This window comes from Natrinema soli (genome assembly GCF_028618695.1).
The window spans coordinates 1-14,634 of the sequence record NZ_JAQIVI010000355.1 but is presented as its reverse complement, the minus strand read 5'-3'; the positions used below and the strand labels follow the sequence as shown (position 1 = coordinate 14,634).

Annotated in this window: 14 protein-coding genes and 3 pseudogenes; 11 read left to right on the top strand and 6 right to left on the bottom strand. The window is 64.6% G+C overall.

The window, feature by feature from the left end:
- From PGX04_RS20410 to PGX04_RS20385, 6 genes and pseudogenes are all read left to right on the top strand, one after another.
- Positions 1-248: pseudogene (locus tag PGX04_RS20410) on the top strand (ABC transporter permease); the annotation flags it as partial.
- Positions 249-343: 95 nt separating this feature from the next.
- Complete coding sequence (locus PGX04_RS20405; protein ID WP_273740189.1) at positions 344-2,215, top strand: formate/nitrite transporter family protein; 1,872 nt, start codon at positions 344-346, stop codon at positions 2,213-2,215.
- A 12-nt stretch (positions 2,216-2,227) separates the two neighbouring features.
- Positions 2,228-2,713, top strand: a pseudogene (locus PGX04_RS20400) (ABC transporter permease); the annotation flags it as partial.
- Positions 2,714-2,820: 107 nt separating this feature from the next.
- On the top strand, positions 2,821-5,298 hold the full coding sequence (locus PGX04_RS20395; RefSeq protein WP_273740188.1) for a penicillin acylase family protein: 2,478 nt from the start codon (positions 2,821-2,823) through the stop codon (positions 5,296-5,298).
- Positions 5,295-5,807 (top strand): hypothetical protein, encoded by a 513-nt coding sequence (locus PGX04_RS20390; protein ID WP_273740187.1) that lies wholly within the window; start codon positions 5,295-5,297, stop codon positions 5,805-5,807. Before PGX04_RS20395 ends, PGX04_RS20390 begins: the two co-directional genes overlap by 4 nt.
- Before the next feature lie 318 nt (positions 5,808-6,125).
- Positions 6,126-7,100, top strand: coding sequence for an aldo/keto reductase (locus PGX04_RS20385; protein WP_273740186.1), 975 nt, complete (start codon positions 6,126-6,128; stop codon positions 7,098-7,100).
- A 61-nt stretch (positions 7,101-7,161) separates the two neighbouring features.
- On the opposite strand, the gene PGX04_RS20380 is transcribed toward PGX04_RS20385, so the two are convergent.
- Positions 7,162-7,329, bottom strand: a complete 168-nt coding sequence (locus tag PGX04_RS20380; RefSeq protein WP_273740190.1) for a DUF2892 domain-containing protein — start codon at positions 7,327-7,329, stop codon at positions 7,162-7,164.
- A gap of 206 nt (positions 7,330-7,535) precedes the next feature.
- Between PGX04_RS20380 and PGX04_RS20375 the strand changes: the two genes are divergently transcribed.
- Positions 7,536-8,192, top strand: coding sequence for a helix-turn-helix domain-containing protein (locus PGX04_RS20375; protein WP_273740185.1), 657 nt, complete (start codon positions 7,536-7,538; stop codon positions 8,190-8,192).
- A 53-nt stretch (positions 8,193-8,245) separates the two neighbouring features.
- On the opposite strand, the gene PGX04_RS20370 is transcribed toward PGX04_RS20375, so the two are convergent.
- Entirely contained in the window at positions 8,246-8,794 is a 549-nt protein-coding gene (locus PGX04_RS20370; protein WP_273740184.1) for a DUF8170 family protein, read from the bottom strand.
- 186 nt (positions 8,795-8,980) lie between these two features.
- On the opposite strand from PGX04_RS20370, the gene PGX04_RS20365 reads away from it, so the two are divergent.
- Positions 8,981-9,394 (top strand): MarR family winged helix-turn-helix transcriptional regulator, encoded by a 414-nt coding sequence (locus PGX04_RS20365; protein WP_098723763.1) that lies wholly within the window; start codon positions 8,981-8,983, stop codon positions 9,392-9,394.
- 70 nt (positions 9,395-9,464) lie between these two features.
- Here the strand turns inward: PGX04_RS20365 and tenA are convergent, their stop codons facing one another.
- The 3 genes from tenA to PGX04_RS20350 all read right to left on the bottom strand — a co-directional run bounded on the left by tenA (position 9,465) and on the right by PGX04_RS20350 (position 11,219).
- Positions 9,465-10,142, bottom strand: a complete 678-nt coding sequence (tenA, locus tag PGX04_RS20360) for a thiaminase II (RefSeq protein ID WP_273740183.1) — start codon at positions 10,140-10,142, stop codon at positions 9,465-9,467.
- Between the two features lie 110 nt (positions 10,143-10,252).
- Positions 10,253-10,792: a CBS domain-containing protein gene (locus tag PGX04_RS20355; RefSeq protein ID WP_098723762.1), complete on the bottom strand. Its 540-nt coding sequence runs from the start codon at positions 10,790-10,792 to the stop codon at positions 10,253-10,255.
- 70 nt (positions 10,793-10,862) lie between these two features.
- Positions 10,863-11,219, bottom strand: a complete 357-nt coding sequence (locus PGX04_RS20350) for a DUF555 domain-containing protein (protein ID WP_273740182.1) — start codon at positions 11,217-11,219, stop codon at positions 10,863-10,865.
- Positions 11,220-11,549: 330 nt separating this feature from the next.
- On the opposite strand from PGX04_RS20350, the gene PGX04_RS20345 reads away from it, so the two are divergent.
- Together PGX04_RS20345 and psmB are read left to right on the top strand one after the other, a co-directional pair.
- Positions 11,550-11,720 (top strand): hypothetical protein, encoded by a 171-nt coding sequence (locus PGX04_RS20345; RefSeq protein ID WP_273740181.1) that lies wholly within the window; start codon positions 11,550-11,552, stop codon positions 11,718-11,720.
- A gap of 254 nt (positions 11,721-11,974) precedes the next feature.
- Complete coding sequence (psmB, locus tag PGX04_RS20340) at positions 11,975-12,706, top strand: archaeal proteasome endopeptidase complex subunit beta (protein ID WP_273740180.1); 732 nt, start codon at positions 11,975-11,977, stop codon at positions 12,704-12,706.
- Positions 12,707-12,853: 147 nt separating this feature from the next.
- Here the strand turns inward: psmB and PGX04_RS20335 are convergent, their stop codons facing one another.
- Complete coding sequence (locus tag PGX04_RS20335; RefSeq protein ID WP_273740179.1) at positions 12,854-13,978, bottom strand: Gfo/Idh/MocA family protein; 1,125 nt, start codon at positions 13,976-13,978, stop codon at positions 12,854-12,856.
- A gap of 460 nt (positions 13,979-14,438) precedes the next feature.
- Here PGX04_RS20335 and PGX04_RS20330 point away from each other — a divergent pair.
- Positions 14,439-14,634 (top strand): annotated as a pseudogene (locus PGX04_RS20330) (ThuA domain-containing protein); the annotation flags it as partial.

Genomic DNA, 14,634 nt, shown 5'->3' with positions numbered 1-14,634 from the left:
GGACGGCGATCACGCTCGTCGCACCCGACAGACGACAGGCACAGCTGTGTTACTCCGTCGGCATCGTCGGCGCGCTGGTCCTCGCGACCGCGTTGCCCGAACACCCGGGGAACACCGTCGCGAAGTTCGCGATCGGGAATCCGACGCCGACGACGTGGCTGCTGCTCACCGCGTACGGCCTCCTCGCGATCGGCGCGTTCGTCGCCATCGGGCGCGGTATCGATCGACTCGAGCCCGACTCGCTATAGGGCTCGAGACGGTACCCGCTCCACGAGACCCGTTTTGACGGGACAGCGATGCCAGATCCTAAACGCTTAGTCCCTCTAGGGGGGCGTATCTGGTAATGAATAACCCCGATCCACCCGATCAGGAGCGGACGGACCGAGAGCCGCCCGATCAGGAGCAGGCGGACCGAGAGCCGCCCGAGCAAGAACAGGTCCGAGAGGCGGTCGAACGATCCAGAAGCGGCGCACCGGCGGTCGGCGCGGTCGTTCGCGATCGCTTCTCCGCCGACGAGGTCTTCCAGCGGATCGTCGCCGCGGCCGACGAGGAGGTCACGTCGGGGAGCCGCGAGCTCTTCTTCAGCGGCATCGCCGCCGGCTTCGCGATCACGATCACGGTCTTGCTGTACGCCTCGCTGTACGCCTCGACCGACGGCCATCCGATACTGAGCGCGCTGCTCTATCCGCTCGGCTTCCTCTACATCATCATCGGCGGCTACCAGCTCTACACCGAGAACACGCTCCCGCCGGTCGCGCTCTCCCTCGAGCGGATCGCGAGCGTTCCCGCGCTCCTGCGCCACTGGACGATCGTGCTTGCCGGCAATTTCACCGGCAGCGCGATCGGTGCGGCGGCGCTCGCGTGGGGCGGCGTGTTCTCGCCCGAAGCGGCCGACGCGGCGATGTATCTCGGGACCCACGGCATGGAAACGGCGTGGCTCGATCTGTTCTTCAAGGCGACCTTCGCCGGCCTGATCGTCGCCGGCGTCGTCTGGGTGGAGTACTCCGCGCGCGAAACGATCGCCAGAATCGTCATCGTCTACATGGCGTTCCTCGCGATCCCGATCGGCAACCTATTCCACGTCGTCACATCGTTCACCGAGATGGCCTACGTCGTCTTCCTCGGCGAGTTCGGTCTCTTCGCTGGCCTGACCCAGTTCGTGCTCCCAGTCCTCCTCGGAAACACCATCGGCGGTATCTTGCTGGTGACCGTCGTCAACTACTTCCAGACGAGCGAACGCCGCCTCGAGTCGGCCCGGTTCGATGGGAACGAACGCCAGCTTTCGGTACGGGAGTGGCTGTTCGGCGGCTACGCCGGCCGGTCGTACGTTCCCCTGATCGACACCGCCGGCGTGTCGGAGATCGAAGAGAGCGGGACGTACCGCGTGCTCGTCCCGATCTCGAATCCGCGTACCGAGTCGCGAATCGTCGATCTGGCCTGTACGCTGGCGAACGACCACGAGAACGCGGTCGTCCACGCCGTCCACATCGTCCAGGTACCCGACCAGCGGTCGATGCGCTACGGCTCCGGACGGAACGAGCGGATCGTCTCCGAATCGGAGCGGAAGATGGACGGGATCCGCGAGACGATTTCGTCGTACGATATCGGCTGTGAGACCTCGACAGTCGTCTCCCACCGCTCGTTCGAGGACGTCTTCGACACGGCGGAGCGCGAGCGGGCGGACCTCGTCGTCCTCGGCTGGGGCGACGAGCAACCGTGGGGCGCGGGTCCCGCCAAGAGTCGGATCAGAAAGCTGACCAACAACCTCCCCTGCGATTTCCTCGTCCTCAAGGATCGAGACCTGGACACCTCCCGGATTCTCCTTCCCACTGCCGGCGGTCCGGACTCGGACCTCAGCGCCGAAGTCGCTCGAACGTTCGTGCAAGCGGACGGATCGGACGTGTCCCTCCTGCACGTCGTCGACGACGCCGAGGAGCGCGCGGACGGGCGGACATTCCTCGCGAACTGGGCCACCGAGCACGACCTCGAGGACGCCGACCTCACGATCGACGACTCCGGCGATATCGAGGGGGCGATCTGTCGCGAAGCCGCCGATCACTCGCTCGTGATCATCGGCGCGACGGAAGCGGGACTCCTCTCGCGGCTCGTGAGCGACTCCCTCCACATGGACGTCGTCAACGAGGTCGACAGTTCGGTCCTGCTCGCCGAGCGACCCAGTAAACGAACCGTCATCCACCGGCTGTTGGGCCGGTAGCCGAGTCGACACTCGCTCGTCGTCGACTCGATTATCGAGGAACGATCGCGAGGCACGCTCGAGGTGCTCCGGGTCAGCCCGCTGTCGCTCGTCGAGATCGCCGACGCGAAACTGCTCGTAACGGCGGCCTTGGCACCGATCCAGGCCGTCGCCTGGCTCGCCCTGCTCGCGTTCAACGGGACCGTGATCGCGTCGCCGATGGCACTCGTCGTGCTGGTCGCGGCGCTGGCGTTGTTCATCGCCACAGCCGGGACGGCGATCACGCTCGTCGCACCCGACAGACGACAGGCACAGCTGTGTTACTCCGTCGGCATCGTCGGCGCGCTGGTCCTCGCGACCGCGTTGCCCGAACACCCGGGGAACACCGTCGCGAAGTTCGCCATCGGGAATCCCACGACGATCACCTGGCTTTCGCTCGCGGGCTACTGCCTGCTCGCCGCTGGAACCGTCCTCGCGGTCAGAACGAGCGTTGAATCGCTGGCTTTCGAATCCCGCTGAGACGGAGTCGACGGGTCTCGTTCGCACCCGTCTCGGCCGAAATCGCCAAGACACCATACTGTTCACTGGCGTGATGTTTAAGAGGCGTGCGCCAAATCGGACGTATTGTGCTATCAGACACCACACGCCGTGGCGTTCTCGCCGGCGCGTTCGCTGCGGGTATCGGCGGATTGACGCTCACCGGTGCTCGAGAACTGCTCGAGCAGTTCGCTCCCCTCTCGGGGCGGACCTGGAACGCAGCCGACCGGACGCTTCCGGAGACGGTCGAGAGCCCGTACGGCGAGGCGACCCTTTCGGTCGACGACCACGGCGTTCCCCACGTCGAGGCGGACGACGAGTCAGCGGCGTACTTCGCCGTCGGCTACGTGCAGGGATTCGACCGGCTCTTCCAGCTCGACCTCCAGCGGCGGGTCATGCGGGGACAGCTCTCCGAAATCGTCGGCGAATCGACCGCGGATGACGACGAGTTCCACGTCCGAATGGACTTCGCCGGGGCGGCCGAAGCGACCTGGGAATCCGTCGCCGAGACGCCCGCCGGACGGCTCGTCGAGGCCTACGTCGACGGCGTCAACGCGGCGATCGAGAACGAACCGCTGCCCCTCGAGTTCGAACTCCTCGGGTACGAACCCCGCGAGTGGACTCCGGTCGACTCGATACTGATGGAAAAACAGATCTCGTGGGACCTGACGGGGGATTTCGGCGAACTCCGGCGAGCGCTGGTCGCCGACCGACTCGGCGAAGACATCTCCGAGACGCTCTATCCCGAGCGGATGGATCACGACACGCCGATTCTTCGCGACGCTGTCGACGCGGATCGGCTCGAGAGCGGCGGCGGTGATGGATCGGTCGGCGAGAACGGCAGCGGCGACGGTGGAGCGGGCGACGAGAACGGCGGTGACACGGCTGTCTCGAGCGAGGAGGACGACACTCGTGACGCATCTGAATCGGTCGGCGCGGAACTGACGGGCTGGCTTTCGCGATTCGAGTCGCCGACGGGCGTCGGCTCGAACAGTTGGGTCGTGTCGGGCGAGCACACCACCAGCGGAACCCCGATCGTTGCCTACGACCCCCATCTCACCCTGATGACGCCGCCGCTGTGGTACGAACAGCACATCGAGACGCCCGAACACTCAGTCCGGGGTGCGACCTTTCCCGGCGTCCCGTTCGTCATCGCCGGTGCCAACGAGTCCGGAACGTGGTCGTTCACCAACGTCGGCGCCGACGTACTCGACTGTTACCGGTACGAAATCCACGACGACGGCGAGCGCTACCGCTACGACGACGAGTGGCGCGAGTTCGACCTCGAGGAGCACGAACTCGTCGTTGCAGGTGCAGAAAATCGGTCGATCATCGTCAGAAAGACGGTCCACGGGCCGGTGCTCGAGCGGGAGGAGCAGACGGTCGGCGTCGCCTGGACCGGCCACACCGCCACCCGGACGACCGAAGCCATGTACGAGTTCGGCCGGAGCGACGGCCTCGATGACTTGCTCGAGTCGACTCGGAAGTTCGATCTGCCGACCCAGAACCTCGTCTACGCGGACGCCGACGGCCGGACGTTGTACTACGCGACGGGAAAACTCCCCGTTCGGACGGTCGACGGCGATGAGGTGTCCGGAAACAGGATCTTCGACGGCTCCGCCGGCGAGGGCGAGTGGGAGGGGTTCACGCCGTTCGGCGAATCCTCGTGGGACGGGTTCGTTCCCTTCGAGGAGAAACCCCACGCCATCGATCCGGACGTGCTCGCGACGGCCAACCAGCGCGTCGTCGACGACCCCGAACACTACGTCGGCGTCGCCTACGCCTCGCCGTACCGCGGCGGCCGTCTCTACGACCGGTTGGACGACGCCGTCGAGAACGGCGAGGCGACGGATCACGACTTCCATCGCGACCTCCAGCGCGACACCCGCGACGGGCGGGCGGACCAGCTCGTTCCCGAACTGCTCGAGACCCTCGAGGGGCGTGGGGACTCCGCCGATCGGGTCGAGGACGCTGCCGAGACGCTCGCCGACTGGGATCGCCGGATGGACCGCGACGGCGAGGGCGCGCTCGTCTTCGCCCGCTGGATGGACCACTTCCGGCGGCTGACGGTCGAACCGCAGTTCGAGGATGCGGACCTCGACGATTCGTACTATCCGGGCGACTGGGAAATCGCGACGCTCTCCGCGGATAGCGACCTCTACGCGGACCGATCGCGAGCCGAGACGATGGTCGATGCGCTCGAGGTGGCGCTGGACGAAATCGACGACGAGGGCTGGGAGGTGTACGGGGACTGGAACACGACGCGAGCGATCGAACATCCCTTCAGCGTCGAGGCACCGTTCCTCGACTACGACGAACAGCCGCTGGACGGCTCGCGGGCGACCGTCAACAACTACCGGGTCGGAATCGCCGTCGGTTCGAGTTGGCGGATGGTCGTCGAACTAGGCGGTGAGGCGACGGCGATCCTTCCCGGCGGGAACTCGGGGGACTACTTCTCTGCCCACTACGGCGATCAGTTCGAACGATGGATCGACAACGATCAGAAACCGATGGACCTGACGACCGACGGCGACGTCACCGTCTCGTTCACGGAGGGATCGTCGTGAGCGAACCAGACGGGACCGGAACCGACGCGGGTGATACCCACACGGCTGGTTCGAACACCTCGAACGGTACGAATACCTCGAGCGGTTCCAATAGCTCGAGCGCCTCCCCCGTCTCGACCGACTCGGACGTTCCATCCGGCGAACTCGAGGACGACGGCGGAAGCCCCAGTGCGATCGACCGCACCGGAATTGCCCTCGAGCGCGTGCGGACCGATCGACGACCTCACGTGGCCGCCGTCGTCGTCGCGGTCGGACTCGGCCTGGCCCTCTCGTGGCTCCACTGGATGGGTCTCGTCCTCGGCGGGGCGCTCGTGGCTCTCGTCGCGTCGACCCCGTGGCGGGGCGTCGCCGGTGCGGTCGGATTCGGCGTCCTCGTTCTCGTCGTCTTCGCCGTCTCGCTGGGCAGTTCGACGGGAGCCGTGCTCGAGATGACCCCGATCGTCTACGTCACCGTCGCCAGCGGGATCGGGTTGCCACTGCTCGGATCGCTGCTGCGCGGAATCGTGTGAGGAACCGGCTACTCGTATTTTTGGAGTGGCTCTCGAGCACTCCGATCCGACAGAACGGGGAGTTCGCGACACTGAGCCATGGTTCTCCGAGCCGCCAGCGTGAGTCGGAGGTCCGTTCGCCGGAGGCCCACTGGTGTTCAGCACGGGCCACCGCACACTTGTTCTCGGATCCGAAGCGGTGTGGTCGACCTGTCGCTCGCGCTGCTGGGTCCCACTGCCCGCTGTATCGGGGACGGTGGAACTCGTCGGCGTTCGACGGCACTTGTCGCCGGTTGCCACAGCACGTACTGTTTTTTCGGATGCGCACGTCTCGCTCGTATGGAGTACACGACACTGGGTTCGACTGGGATGCAGGTCAGTCGACTCTGTCTGGGCTGTATGAGCTTCGGCTCGAGCGACTGGCGCGAGTGGGTGCTCGACGACGAGGAGAGCACGGAGATCATCGACCGCGCGATCGACCTCGGGATCAACTTCTTCGACACCGCGAACATGTACTCGAGAGGCGAGTCCGAGCGCATTCTCGGTGAAGCGCTCGAGGGCCACCGCGAGGAGTCGGTGGTCGCGACGAAGGGCTTCTTCCGGATGCGCGACGACGACCCGAACTCGGGCGGACTCTCTCGAAAGGCGATCGAGCAGGAACTCGCGGCGAGTCTCGAGCGACTGGGGATGGACACGATCGACCTCTACCAGCCCCACCGCTGGGATCACAACACGCCGATCGAGACGACGCTCCGCGCGCTCGACGACGCCGTTCGGCGCGGACACGTCCGCTATATCGGTGCCTCCTCGATGTGGACCCACCAGTTCGCCGACTCGCTACACACCAGCGAGTCCCTGGGACTCGAGCGCTTCGCCACGATGCAGAACCACTACAACCTCGTCTACCGCGAGGAGGAGCGCGAGATGCTCCCGCTCTGCGAGAAGGAGGACGTCGGGGTCATGCCGTGGTCGCCGCTGGCTCGCGGGTATCTGACCCGACCGCACGAGGAGATCGATGCCACGACTCGGGGCGAGACCGAGGAGTACATGTACGAACACCCCTACCGCGAGGGCGGCGGCCGGGAGATCAACGAGCGGGTCGCGGACCTGGCGGACGACAAGGGCGCGACGATGGCCCAGATCGCCCTCTCGTGGCTGCTCCACAAGGACTGGGTCGACGCCCCGATCGTCGGCACGACCAGCGTCGAACACCTGGAGCAGGCCGTCGAAGCGCTCGAGATATCGCTGTCCGAGTCGGAACTGGAGTCCCTCGAGGAGCCCTACGAGCCGGTGCCGGTGTCCGGTCACCGGTGAGTCGGTTCGATGCCCGGGTTCGGTTCGACGGTCACATCCGGTTCGACAGTTGACTCCGGCGTCACTCCCGCGAACAGGACGCCGTCTCGGTCGTGTCGATTCCGAGCAAGTAGTTCCCGCCGCAAAAGCGGGTCGTCGCGTTGAACAGCGACCCGGTCGCGGCAACCGCCGCTGTCACAGCGGTGACGCGCCGCTCGGCGAAGTGCGCCGCGATGGCGACTGCGAGCAGCTAGATTCCCAGGACTCCCCTGACGATTCGGTCCGATCCGCCGACGTTTCGCTGCATACTCGCTTGAACGGGCCTCAGGGGCAAATCGATACGGCCGAACTTCTCGGGTACGTTTATAAGATATCGCCACTCGAGTTCATACTCGACGACGACCCGCATTCGACGCGGAGTAACAGTTTTTGAGCCACTTTTCGAACGGTTGACGTATGAAACGCGTTCGCATCACGCTCCGTCCGCGGGGTGCCTACGCGCCGCCGATCTACGAAGGGCTGGCAGGCGGGACTGACTACCTCGAGCGAGCGCGAATCGTCAACTGGAACGTCTCGAACCCGCCGACGGGGTTTCTGTTCCGGCTCGAGGGCGACTACCGACGCTTCGAACGCGAACTCGCGGACAGTCCGATGGTCGCCGATTTCGAGGTGCTCCCGATCACGGATCGAGCGTGTTACTGTTTTCTCGAGGGTGCGGTGTCGTCAGCCGCCCGCTCGTTGTTCGAGAACTTCACTCGTGGGAGCCTGCTGACGGTTCCACCGATCGAGTCCAACGACGACGGGACTACCACGGACACCATCGTCGGAACGGTACGCGACATTCAGGCCGCTGTCGACGGCGTTCCCGACGGCGTCGACGTCACCGTCGAGCAGGTCGGCGGGAAGCAGGTCGCTGCCGACAGCGTCGTCGGCCGGCTGTCCGACCGGCAGCGGGATGCGGTCGAGGCCGCCCTCGAGCTGGGCTATTACGACGTGCCGCGGACTGCGACGACCGCGGACGTCGCCCGCGAATTGGGCTGTGCAACGGCGACCGCGGCGGAACACCTCCAGAAGGCCGAGTCGACGGTGTTCGTGTCCCTGCTCGGCGAGTGAGTGCGACCGGGGACTCTCACCGACCAACTCATGGGAGGCTCTCACTGACCGACTCACGGGAGCATCTCCGCGGCTTCGACGAGGTCCGTTTCGGTTTCCCATCGGTGTAGTCGGTCTTCCTCCTCGAGCAGGTCGAAAACGCTGTCCTGCATCCAGTCGAACGCCCGGTCGTCGCCCGGGTACTCCCGCTTGAGAACGTGGCTCTTCTCGAAATAGTCGGACGTGCCCGCGAGCAAGCCCTGTTCGACGAGGAAGCCGCTCGGCTCCGCCTCGGCGACGCCGACGATGTGAGTGACCAGATCCGCGACGAGGCAGAACTTCTGGATGCCGTTGTCCCAGTCACCGCGAACGTCGACCATGCGAAACGCGTAGGCGTCCGAGCGGCGGTTCAGCCGATCGACGACCAGATTCAGGCGTCGGATCGGCTCGCGGTCGTAGTTTCCGAGCACGAAGTACGAGCGCTCGCTCTCGTAGACCGGCCGGAGTTCGCTCAGCGCGTGGAGAAGCTCCTCGTTGTCCGCGAGCGAGAGCTCCGCGGCCTCGAGTCGCTCCGTCGCGCTCGCGAGGACCCCGTCGGGGACCGGAGGATCGTCATCTGTCATACCCGGTGATTTGCTCGAATTAGGGATAGTAGTTGCCGTACCGTTTCCGTTTCCGATAGTCGAGCTAGATATCAGGTGAATTACGTCAGGGTGAGTTACTACAGAGAGAATTACTGCAGAGTGAATTACTGTAGAATGATTTACTTCGGGGTAAACTACTTGGCGGCGCGTTCCATAGGTGGTCGTATGAGTACCGATGTGGGGGCTCCCGAGGGGGCGAACGCGCGCGAACTCGTCCACTTCGTGACCCAGGAGACGCGGTTCGCGTTGCTGGCCAACATTCTCCAACACCCCGAGGGACTGCCGTCGATGTACGAACTCGAGCGGCTGAACCCGAGCGTGAGCGAGGCGACCGTCTACAAGCACGTCCAGAAGCTGATCGACGCCGGCGTGGTCGAAGCGGTCGCGCTCCCGGACGACGAGCGCCAGCAGGGCTATCCCTGGAAGTTCTACCGGCTGACCGACGAGGGGCGTGCGTTCCTCGCGGAGCACAACCTGCTGGCGGCCGAGGAGACCCTCAAACGCATCTACGAGACGATTTCCGATAAACCCGAAAAGATGGTCAAATACGAGAACGCGCCTCGCCCCGACATCGAGTGAGCATCGCCGCTCGTCCGACTCGCGGCGGAGTCACGCTCGAGCGGCCGTTCCGGAAACCGAACGGCGCTCCCTACTCCGCCGATCCCGAGATGCCCCATTCTTCTCGCCGATACGCCATCTCCCAGAACCGGAACTCGAGGCGAGCGCTCGTGAGAAAAGCGTCTTCCATCGCCTCGTACTCGGCGGGATGGCGGTCCCCACAGCGGTCGACGAACGCGCGCATCCAGTCGACGACCTCGCGGAACGCGTCGCTCGTGTACGTCTCGATGAACGGCGTGTACCGGTGGTCAGTCTCGGGCGCGAGATCGGCCATGTGCTCGGCGATGTCGAGATAGCCCTGTCCGCAGGGATAGATCGCGGCCGCGATTTCGGGAAGCGTTCCCTCGTGAGCGGTCCGCACCAGAAAGTTCGTGTAGGCGACGCAGGTCGGTGCCTTCCGGACGGATTCGAGATCCCGGGCGGAGAGCCCGTAGTCGGCGGCGAACTCCCGGTGGAGGTCCATCTCCTCATCGAGCGTTCTGTGAGCGACGCCGAACAGGTGGGTCATCGTGTCCTCGTCGCGGGCCTTCGTCCCCGCGATCGCGAACACGCGCGCGTAGTCGAGCAAGTACCGGTAATCCTGCCGAACCCACGTCAGAAATGTGTCCGTATCGAGGGTACCCGCCGCGAGTTCCGTCACGAACGGGTGGTTCTTCTGTGCCGTCCAGATCTCGTCGCCCGCCTCGAGGAGTCGATCACTGGTTTCCATGCTCGAACGTAGACGAGATAGCTATATCTATATTCCTATGTAGTATAATCCAGTTATCGACATCGACCGTGGAGACTGTCTCGCCACAGCGCGGCGCCACTGTCGCTCGATCAGGAGAGGCGCGCGGCGATGTCGGCCTCGGTGATGATACCGACGGTTTCGCCGGCCTGCGTGATCATCACGGCTTTGTAATGTTCGAGCAGGTTGCTGATCTCGTCGAGGGTGGCGTCCTTTGAGACGGTCGGAAAGCTCTCGCTCATGTGTTCCTCGACAGGTTCGTCGCGGTCTTCGGAGTCGAGGTGGACGAGGTCCGTCTGGCTGATCGAGCCGACCGGAATTCCGTCCTGAATGACCGCCAGCTGGGAGTACGCTTCCTCCTCCATCTTCCGAGCGGCCTCACTGACGGAGTCGCCGGGAGCGACGTTGACGACCGCCTCGTTCATTAGATCGTCGGCGCGAATGACGTCGCTCTCGGCCTTCTCGAGGGCGTTGACGATCCGTCGGAGCGTCGACAGACGCGGGTCGACGTCGCCGCCTTCGATCCGTGCGATCAGCGGCTGGGAGACGTCGGCCGTCTCCGCGAGTTCGCTTTGCGTGAGCCCGAGTTCGGTACGGCGCTGTCGGAGGTCCGCGGGCGTCGGGAGTTCCATACGCAACAATAACTGCGGGTTATAGAAAGAGCTTTGGGTGAGTCTCCGCTCCCGCCGCTGCGCTCGGCGACTACTCGTCGTCTTCGTCGGTCTCGATCATATCGACGACCGAGAGCGGGACGTCACGCAGTGCGCCGCCGACCTCGCTCTTCGCGATGCGAGAGGCGTGTTCCTCGCTGTCGGCATTGAAGACCTCCATCTCGAGTCCGAGTCCGACGAGTGCGGTGTCGGCCGCGATAAAGGCGGAGTCGAACGGTTCCCCGCAGGCCGGACACCCCGTCGCGCCGACCTCGACCTCGACGTAGTCCATATCTTCGCTGTTGAGTCGTTTCCCGGCTTCGCTGACGGCCACGCCGATCGCGTCGTCGATCGCGTCGACGTCACGAACGAGCCATGCCGCTTCCATCGCGACGAGATAGTTTCCCATACGTCGTGGTCGGTCTGGGGGGTTTCCTGTCTTGCGGTTCGTCGGCGGCCGTCTTCGAGCGGGTCAATTCGACTCTCGTCCGCTCGCTTCCGTCGTCGATGGGCGGCGCGCACGCGAACCGAATCGTTTCCATACGTTACGAGAAAACACCGTGTGAACTCCCACCTGCATAGCCGTACATCGCCTCGAGTCCGCCTGAAGTTGCACAGAACGAAACTGAACTGGAATCGCAAGCAGGCGGCGACCCGATAACCGGGTGAACGATCATGATGGAGTGTGCACCTCACAAAGGCTTATATATGGCCCCCGTCTGGGCATGGCTGAACGCCGATGATATCCCGAGCGTACCACGCGACGCTGTTCGCACTATACCAGCTGTGTATTGTGATCGGTATCGCCGCCATGCCACTCGCGATCGCCGCCCGTCAGGCTGGATTCACACTGCCGATCCACCGCATCCTCGCCAACGTCGAGGAAGCCTACGAAAACGCACAGCACTGATCAACTGAGCCGAGACTGATTCTCCTGCTCGTCGACCGCCGAGCCGCTGGCTCCATCAGTTCCGCTTTTCCGCCCACCGCTCTCTCGACCCTCTGTCCGGATCCTCACGCCACTCATCCGCACCCGAGTCGCTCTCGAGTCGTTCTCACGTCGTTCCTGCGCCCCTCGAGGACCGATTCCCGCGGTCGGTGGAAGCGGAAACGACAGTGGTGACCGCCGGTGTTTTATACCGTCCCGGCCGTATCGTTCCAGCAATGCATACGCCTACAGACGACTCCGACTTCTCCCGGACGGTCGACCAGTTGGCCGACGATCCGAACCCCTACGAGCCGGAGATCGGTTCGATGCCCCAGAACGATCTCACGCGAGCGGATCTGGACAACGTCAATAAGACCGGTACGACGACGATCGGCATTGCCACCGCGGACGGCGTCGTCATCGCGACGGACATGCGCGCCAGCCTCGGCGGGCGGTTCGTCTCGAACAAGAACGTCCAGAAGGTCGAACAGATACACCCGACCGGCGCGCTCACGCTCGTCGGCAGCGTCGGCGGCGCGCAGTCGTTCATCTCGAGCCTCCGCGCCGAGGTCAACCTCTACGAGGCTCGCCGCGGCGAGAACATGCGCATCGACGCCCTCGCGACGCTCGCGGGGAATTTCGCTCGCGGCGGCCCGTTCTTCGCCATCCACCCGATTCTGGGCGGCGTCGACGAGGAGGGCAGCCACGTCTACAGCATCGACCCCGCCGGCGGGGTCATGGAAGACGACTACACGGTCACCGGCAGCGGGATGCAACTCGCCTACGGTCACCTGGAGCAGGCCTACGAACCGGACATGTCCACCGAGGAAGCGAAGACGGTCGCCGCGCGGAGCATCAAGTCCGCCGTCGAGCGCGATACCGGCTCCGGCAACGGCGTCTTCCTCTGTGAGATCACCGACGAGGGCGTCGACATCCACGGCCATCACGACTTCGACGAAGTGCTGTAAGTCGGCCGAACGGGCGATTTTCCGGGTTTCTCTCGTGTCCGTAGCGAACGCTCCGGTCGTCGCGGAGAGCGACTTCTGCGTTGCGCGGGTGGCTTCCGCTCGGTGCCAGTGAGAGCACGTCGAAACGGCCTCGAAAACGACGACCGACTAGTCGAGTCGCGTCGCCTGCTCGAGTTGGTGTTCGGACACGCGGGAGTCGGCGAGTTCGGTCGCCCGTCCCGACTCGCTCGAGCGGTAGATCGCGTCGATGACCCGCTGGACGGTCAACGCTTCCTCGACGGTGTTCGTCTCCGGCGTCGTGCCCGCGGCGACGGCCGCGAGGAACTGCTCGTCCTGTTCGCCGTAGCCGGTCACGGCGGTATCGCCCGTCATATTGATGTCGGCGTAGTGATCGGAGCCGGCCGTTCCGGCCTCGAGAATGTGGAGATCGGTGTCGCCGATATCGAACTGAGCGCCCGCCCGCGTGCCGCGGACTCTGAAGTCCATGCTCTCCTCGCGGTTGGTCGCCCACGCGGCCTCGAGCGAGGCGGTCTGGCCGTCCTCACAGCGGATGAAGGCGCTGACGGAGTCGTCGACCTCGTAGGTCTCGGCTTTCGCGTCCCAGTTGTCGCCGAAGCCGTCGGGGTCGGCGTACTCCTCGCTGGTTCCGAACGTGGTCCGCGTGACGCCGCTGACTTCGACGATTTCGGGGAAGTCGAGCGCGTAGAGTGCGAGGTCGAGGGCGTGAACGCCGATATCGAGCAAGGCACCGCCGCCGGCGAGTTCGGGATCGGTGAACCACGACCCGGGACCGGGGACGCCGCGTCGACGGACGTATTCGGCCTCGACGTGGGTCAGATCGCCGAAGCGGCCGCGCGCGTGCTGTTCGTCGAACATGGCCATCGACGCCGCGTGGCGGTTGTGGAAACCGACCATGCAGATTCCGGGCGATTGCGCCGCCGCTTCGGCGATCCGTTCCGCGCTCTCGAGAGTGTGAGCGAGCGGTTTCTCGACGAGGACGTCCAGCCCCGCCTCGAGGGCCGCGACGGCGATCGGCTCGTGGAATCGGTTGGGCGTCGTCACGATGACGGCGTCGACCGCGTCGTCGACGACGAGTTCGTCGTGCGTCTCGTAGGTCCGCGCGTCGAACTCCTGGGCGAACTGGTCTCGTTGCTCCGGAACGAGATCCACGCCGGCGACGACGTCGGCGCCGAGCGCTCGAACGCTTTTCCCGTGGAGGTTGCCCATGCCACCGAGGCCGACGATACCGACCCCGACCCCGTCGCCAATCATGTCCAGACCCCTGATTCCGTCTCAGCAGCAATGGAGGGGCAGTGAGAAACCAACCATTTCGAGATCATTTGTGTCCGATCCTGGTCCATAGAGTGTGGCAGTCGGCTATCGAAATAAGGGTTGTGACCGATTAATCTGTACAAACAGTTCGTATTTCACGAATTAGTATACTATTACGGCTCCTGAATTTAGCTCTGTTGCGTATCTCTATAGTAGCACCTGAATCGATTTACGCACCGATCACACAGCAGCCGTACGATCGGGTGTGCAGTGACTTTTAGCGGCTACGCTAGTATTCGAGATCGAGCTGTGTTCTCACACGCTGATTATCCGACTGATACCAGTGACTGTGAGCCACTGTGCTGGCCGCCCGTCAGTCTGCATTTCACCGCGACCCGTCGCCACGGAGCGCGTCGAGACGACCGACAGTATAAGGTCTCGAGGGGCGGACCGATCGGTCATGGCCGCAGTCACAATTTGGAACGAGTTCCGCCACGAACGCGAGGACGACGCAGTCGCGACCGTCTATCCCGACGGTATTCACGAGACCATCGCCGACGCGCTTGCCGGCGACCACGAGGTCCGGACCGCGACGCTCGACGAGCCCGACCACGGTCTCACCGACGACGTCCTCGAGTCGACGGACGTCCTGCTCT

Excerpts from the sequence above, each read along its gene's own strand:
- PGX04_RS20350 (WP_273740182.1), bottom strand. The coding sequence starts at position 11,219 with ATGGGAAACTATCTCGTCGCGATGGAAGCGGCATGGCTCGTTCGTGAC.
- PGX04_RS20375 (WP_273740185.1), top strand. The coding sequence starts at position 7,536 with ATGAAACGCGTTCGCATCACGCTCCGTCCGCGGGGTGCCTACGCGCCG.
- PGX04_RS20355 (WP_098723762.1), bottom strand. The coding sequence starts at position 10,792 with ATGGAACTCCCGACGCCCGCGGACCTCCGACAGCGCCGTACCGAACTC.
- PGX04_RS20405 (WP_273740189.1), top strand. The coding sequence starts at position 344 with ATGAATAACCCCGATCCACCCGATCAGGAGCGGACGGACCGAGAGCCG.
- tenA (WP_273740183.1), bottom strand. The coding sequence starts at position 10,142 with ATGGAAACCAGTGATCGACTCCTCGAGGCGGGCGACGAGATCTGGACG.
- PGX04_RS20370 (WP_273740184.1), bottom strand. The coding sequence starts at position 8,794 with ATGACAGATGACGATCCTCCGGTCCCCGACGGGGTCCTCGCGAGCGCG.
- PGX04_RS20335 (WP_273740179.1), bottom strand. The coding sequence starts at position 13,978 with ATGATTGGCGACGGGGTCGGGGTCGGTATCGTCGGCCTCGGTGGCATG.
- PGX04_RS20345 (WP_273740181.1), top strand. The coding sequence starts at position 11,550 with ATGATATCCCGAGCGTACCACGCGACGCTGTTCGCACTATACCAGCTG.
- psmB (WP_273740180.1), top strand. The coding sequence starts at position 11,975 with ATGCATACGCCTACAGACGACTCCGACTTCTCCCGGACGGTCGACCAG.
- PGX04_RS20385 (WP_273740186.1), top strand. The coding sequence starts at position 6,126 with ATGGAGTACACGACACTGGGTTCGACTGGGATGCAGGTCAGTCGACTC.
- PGX04_RS20365 (WP_098723763.1), top strand. The coding sequence starts at position 8,981 with ATGAGTACCGATGTGGGGGCTCCCGAGGGGGCGAACGCGCGCGAACTC.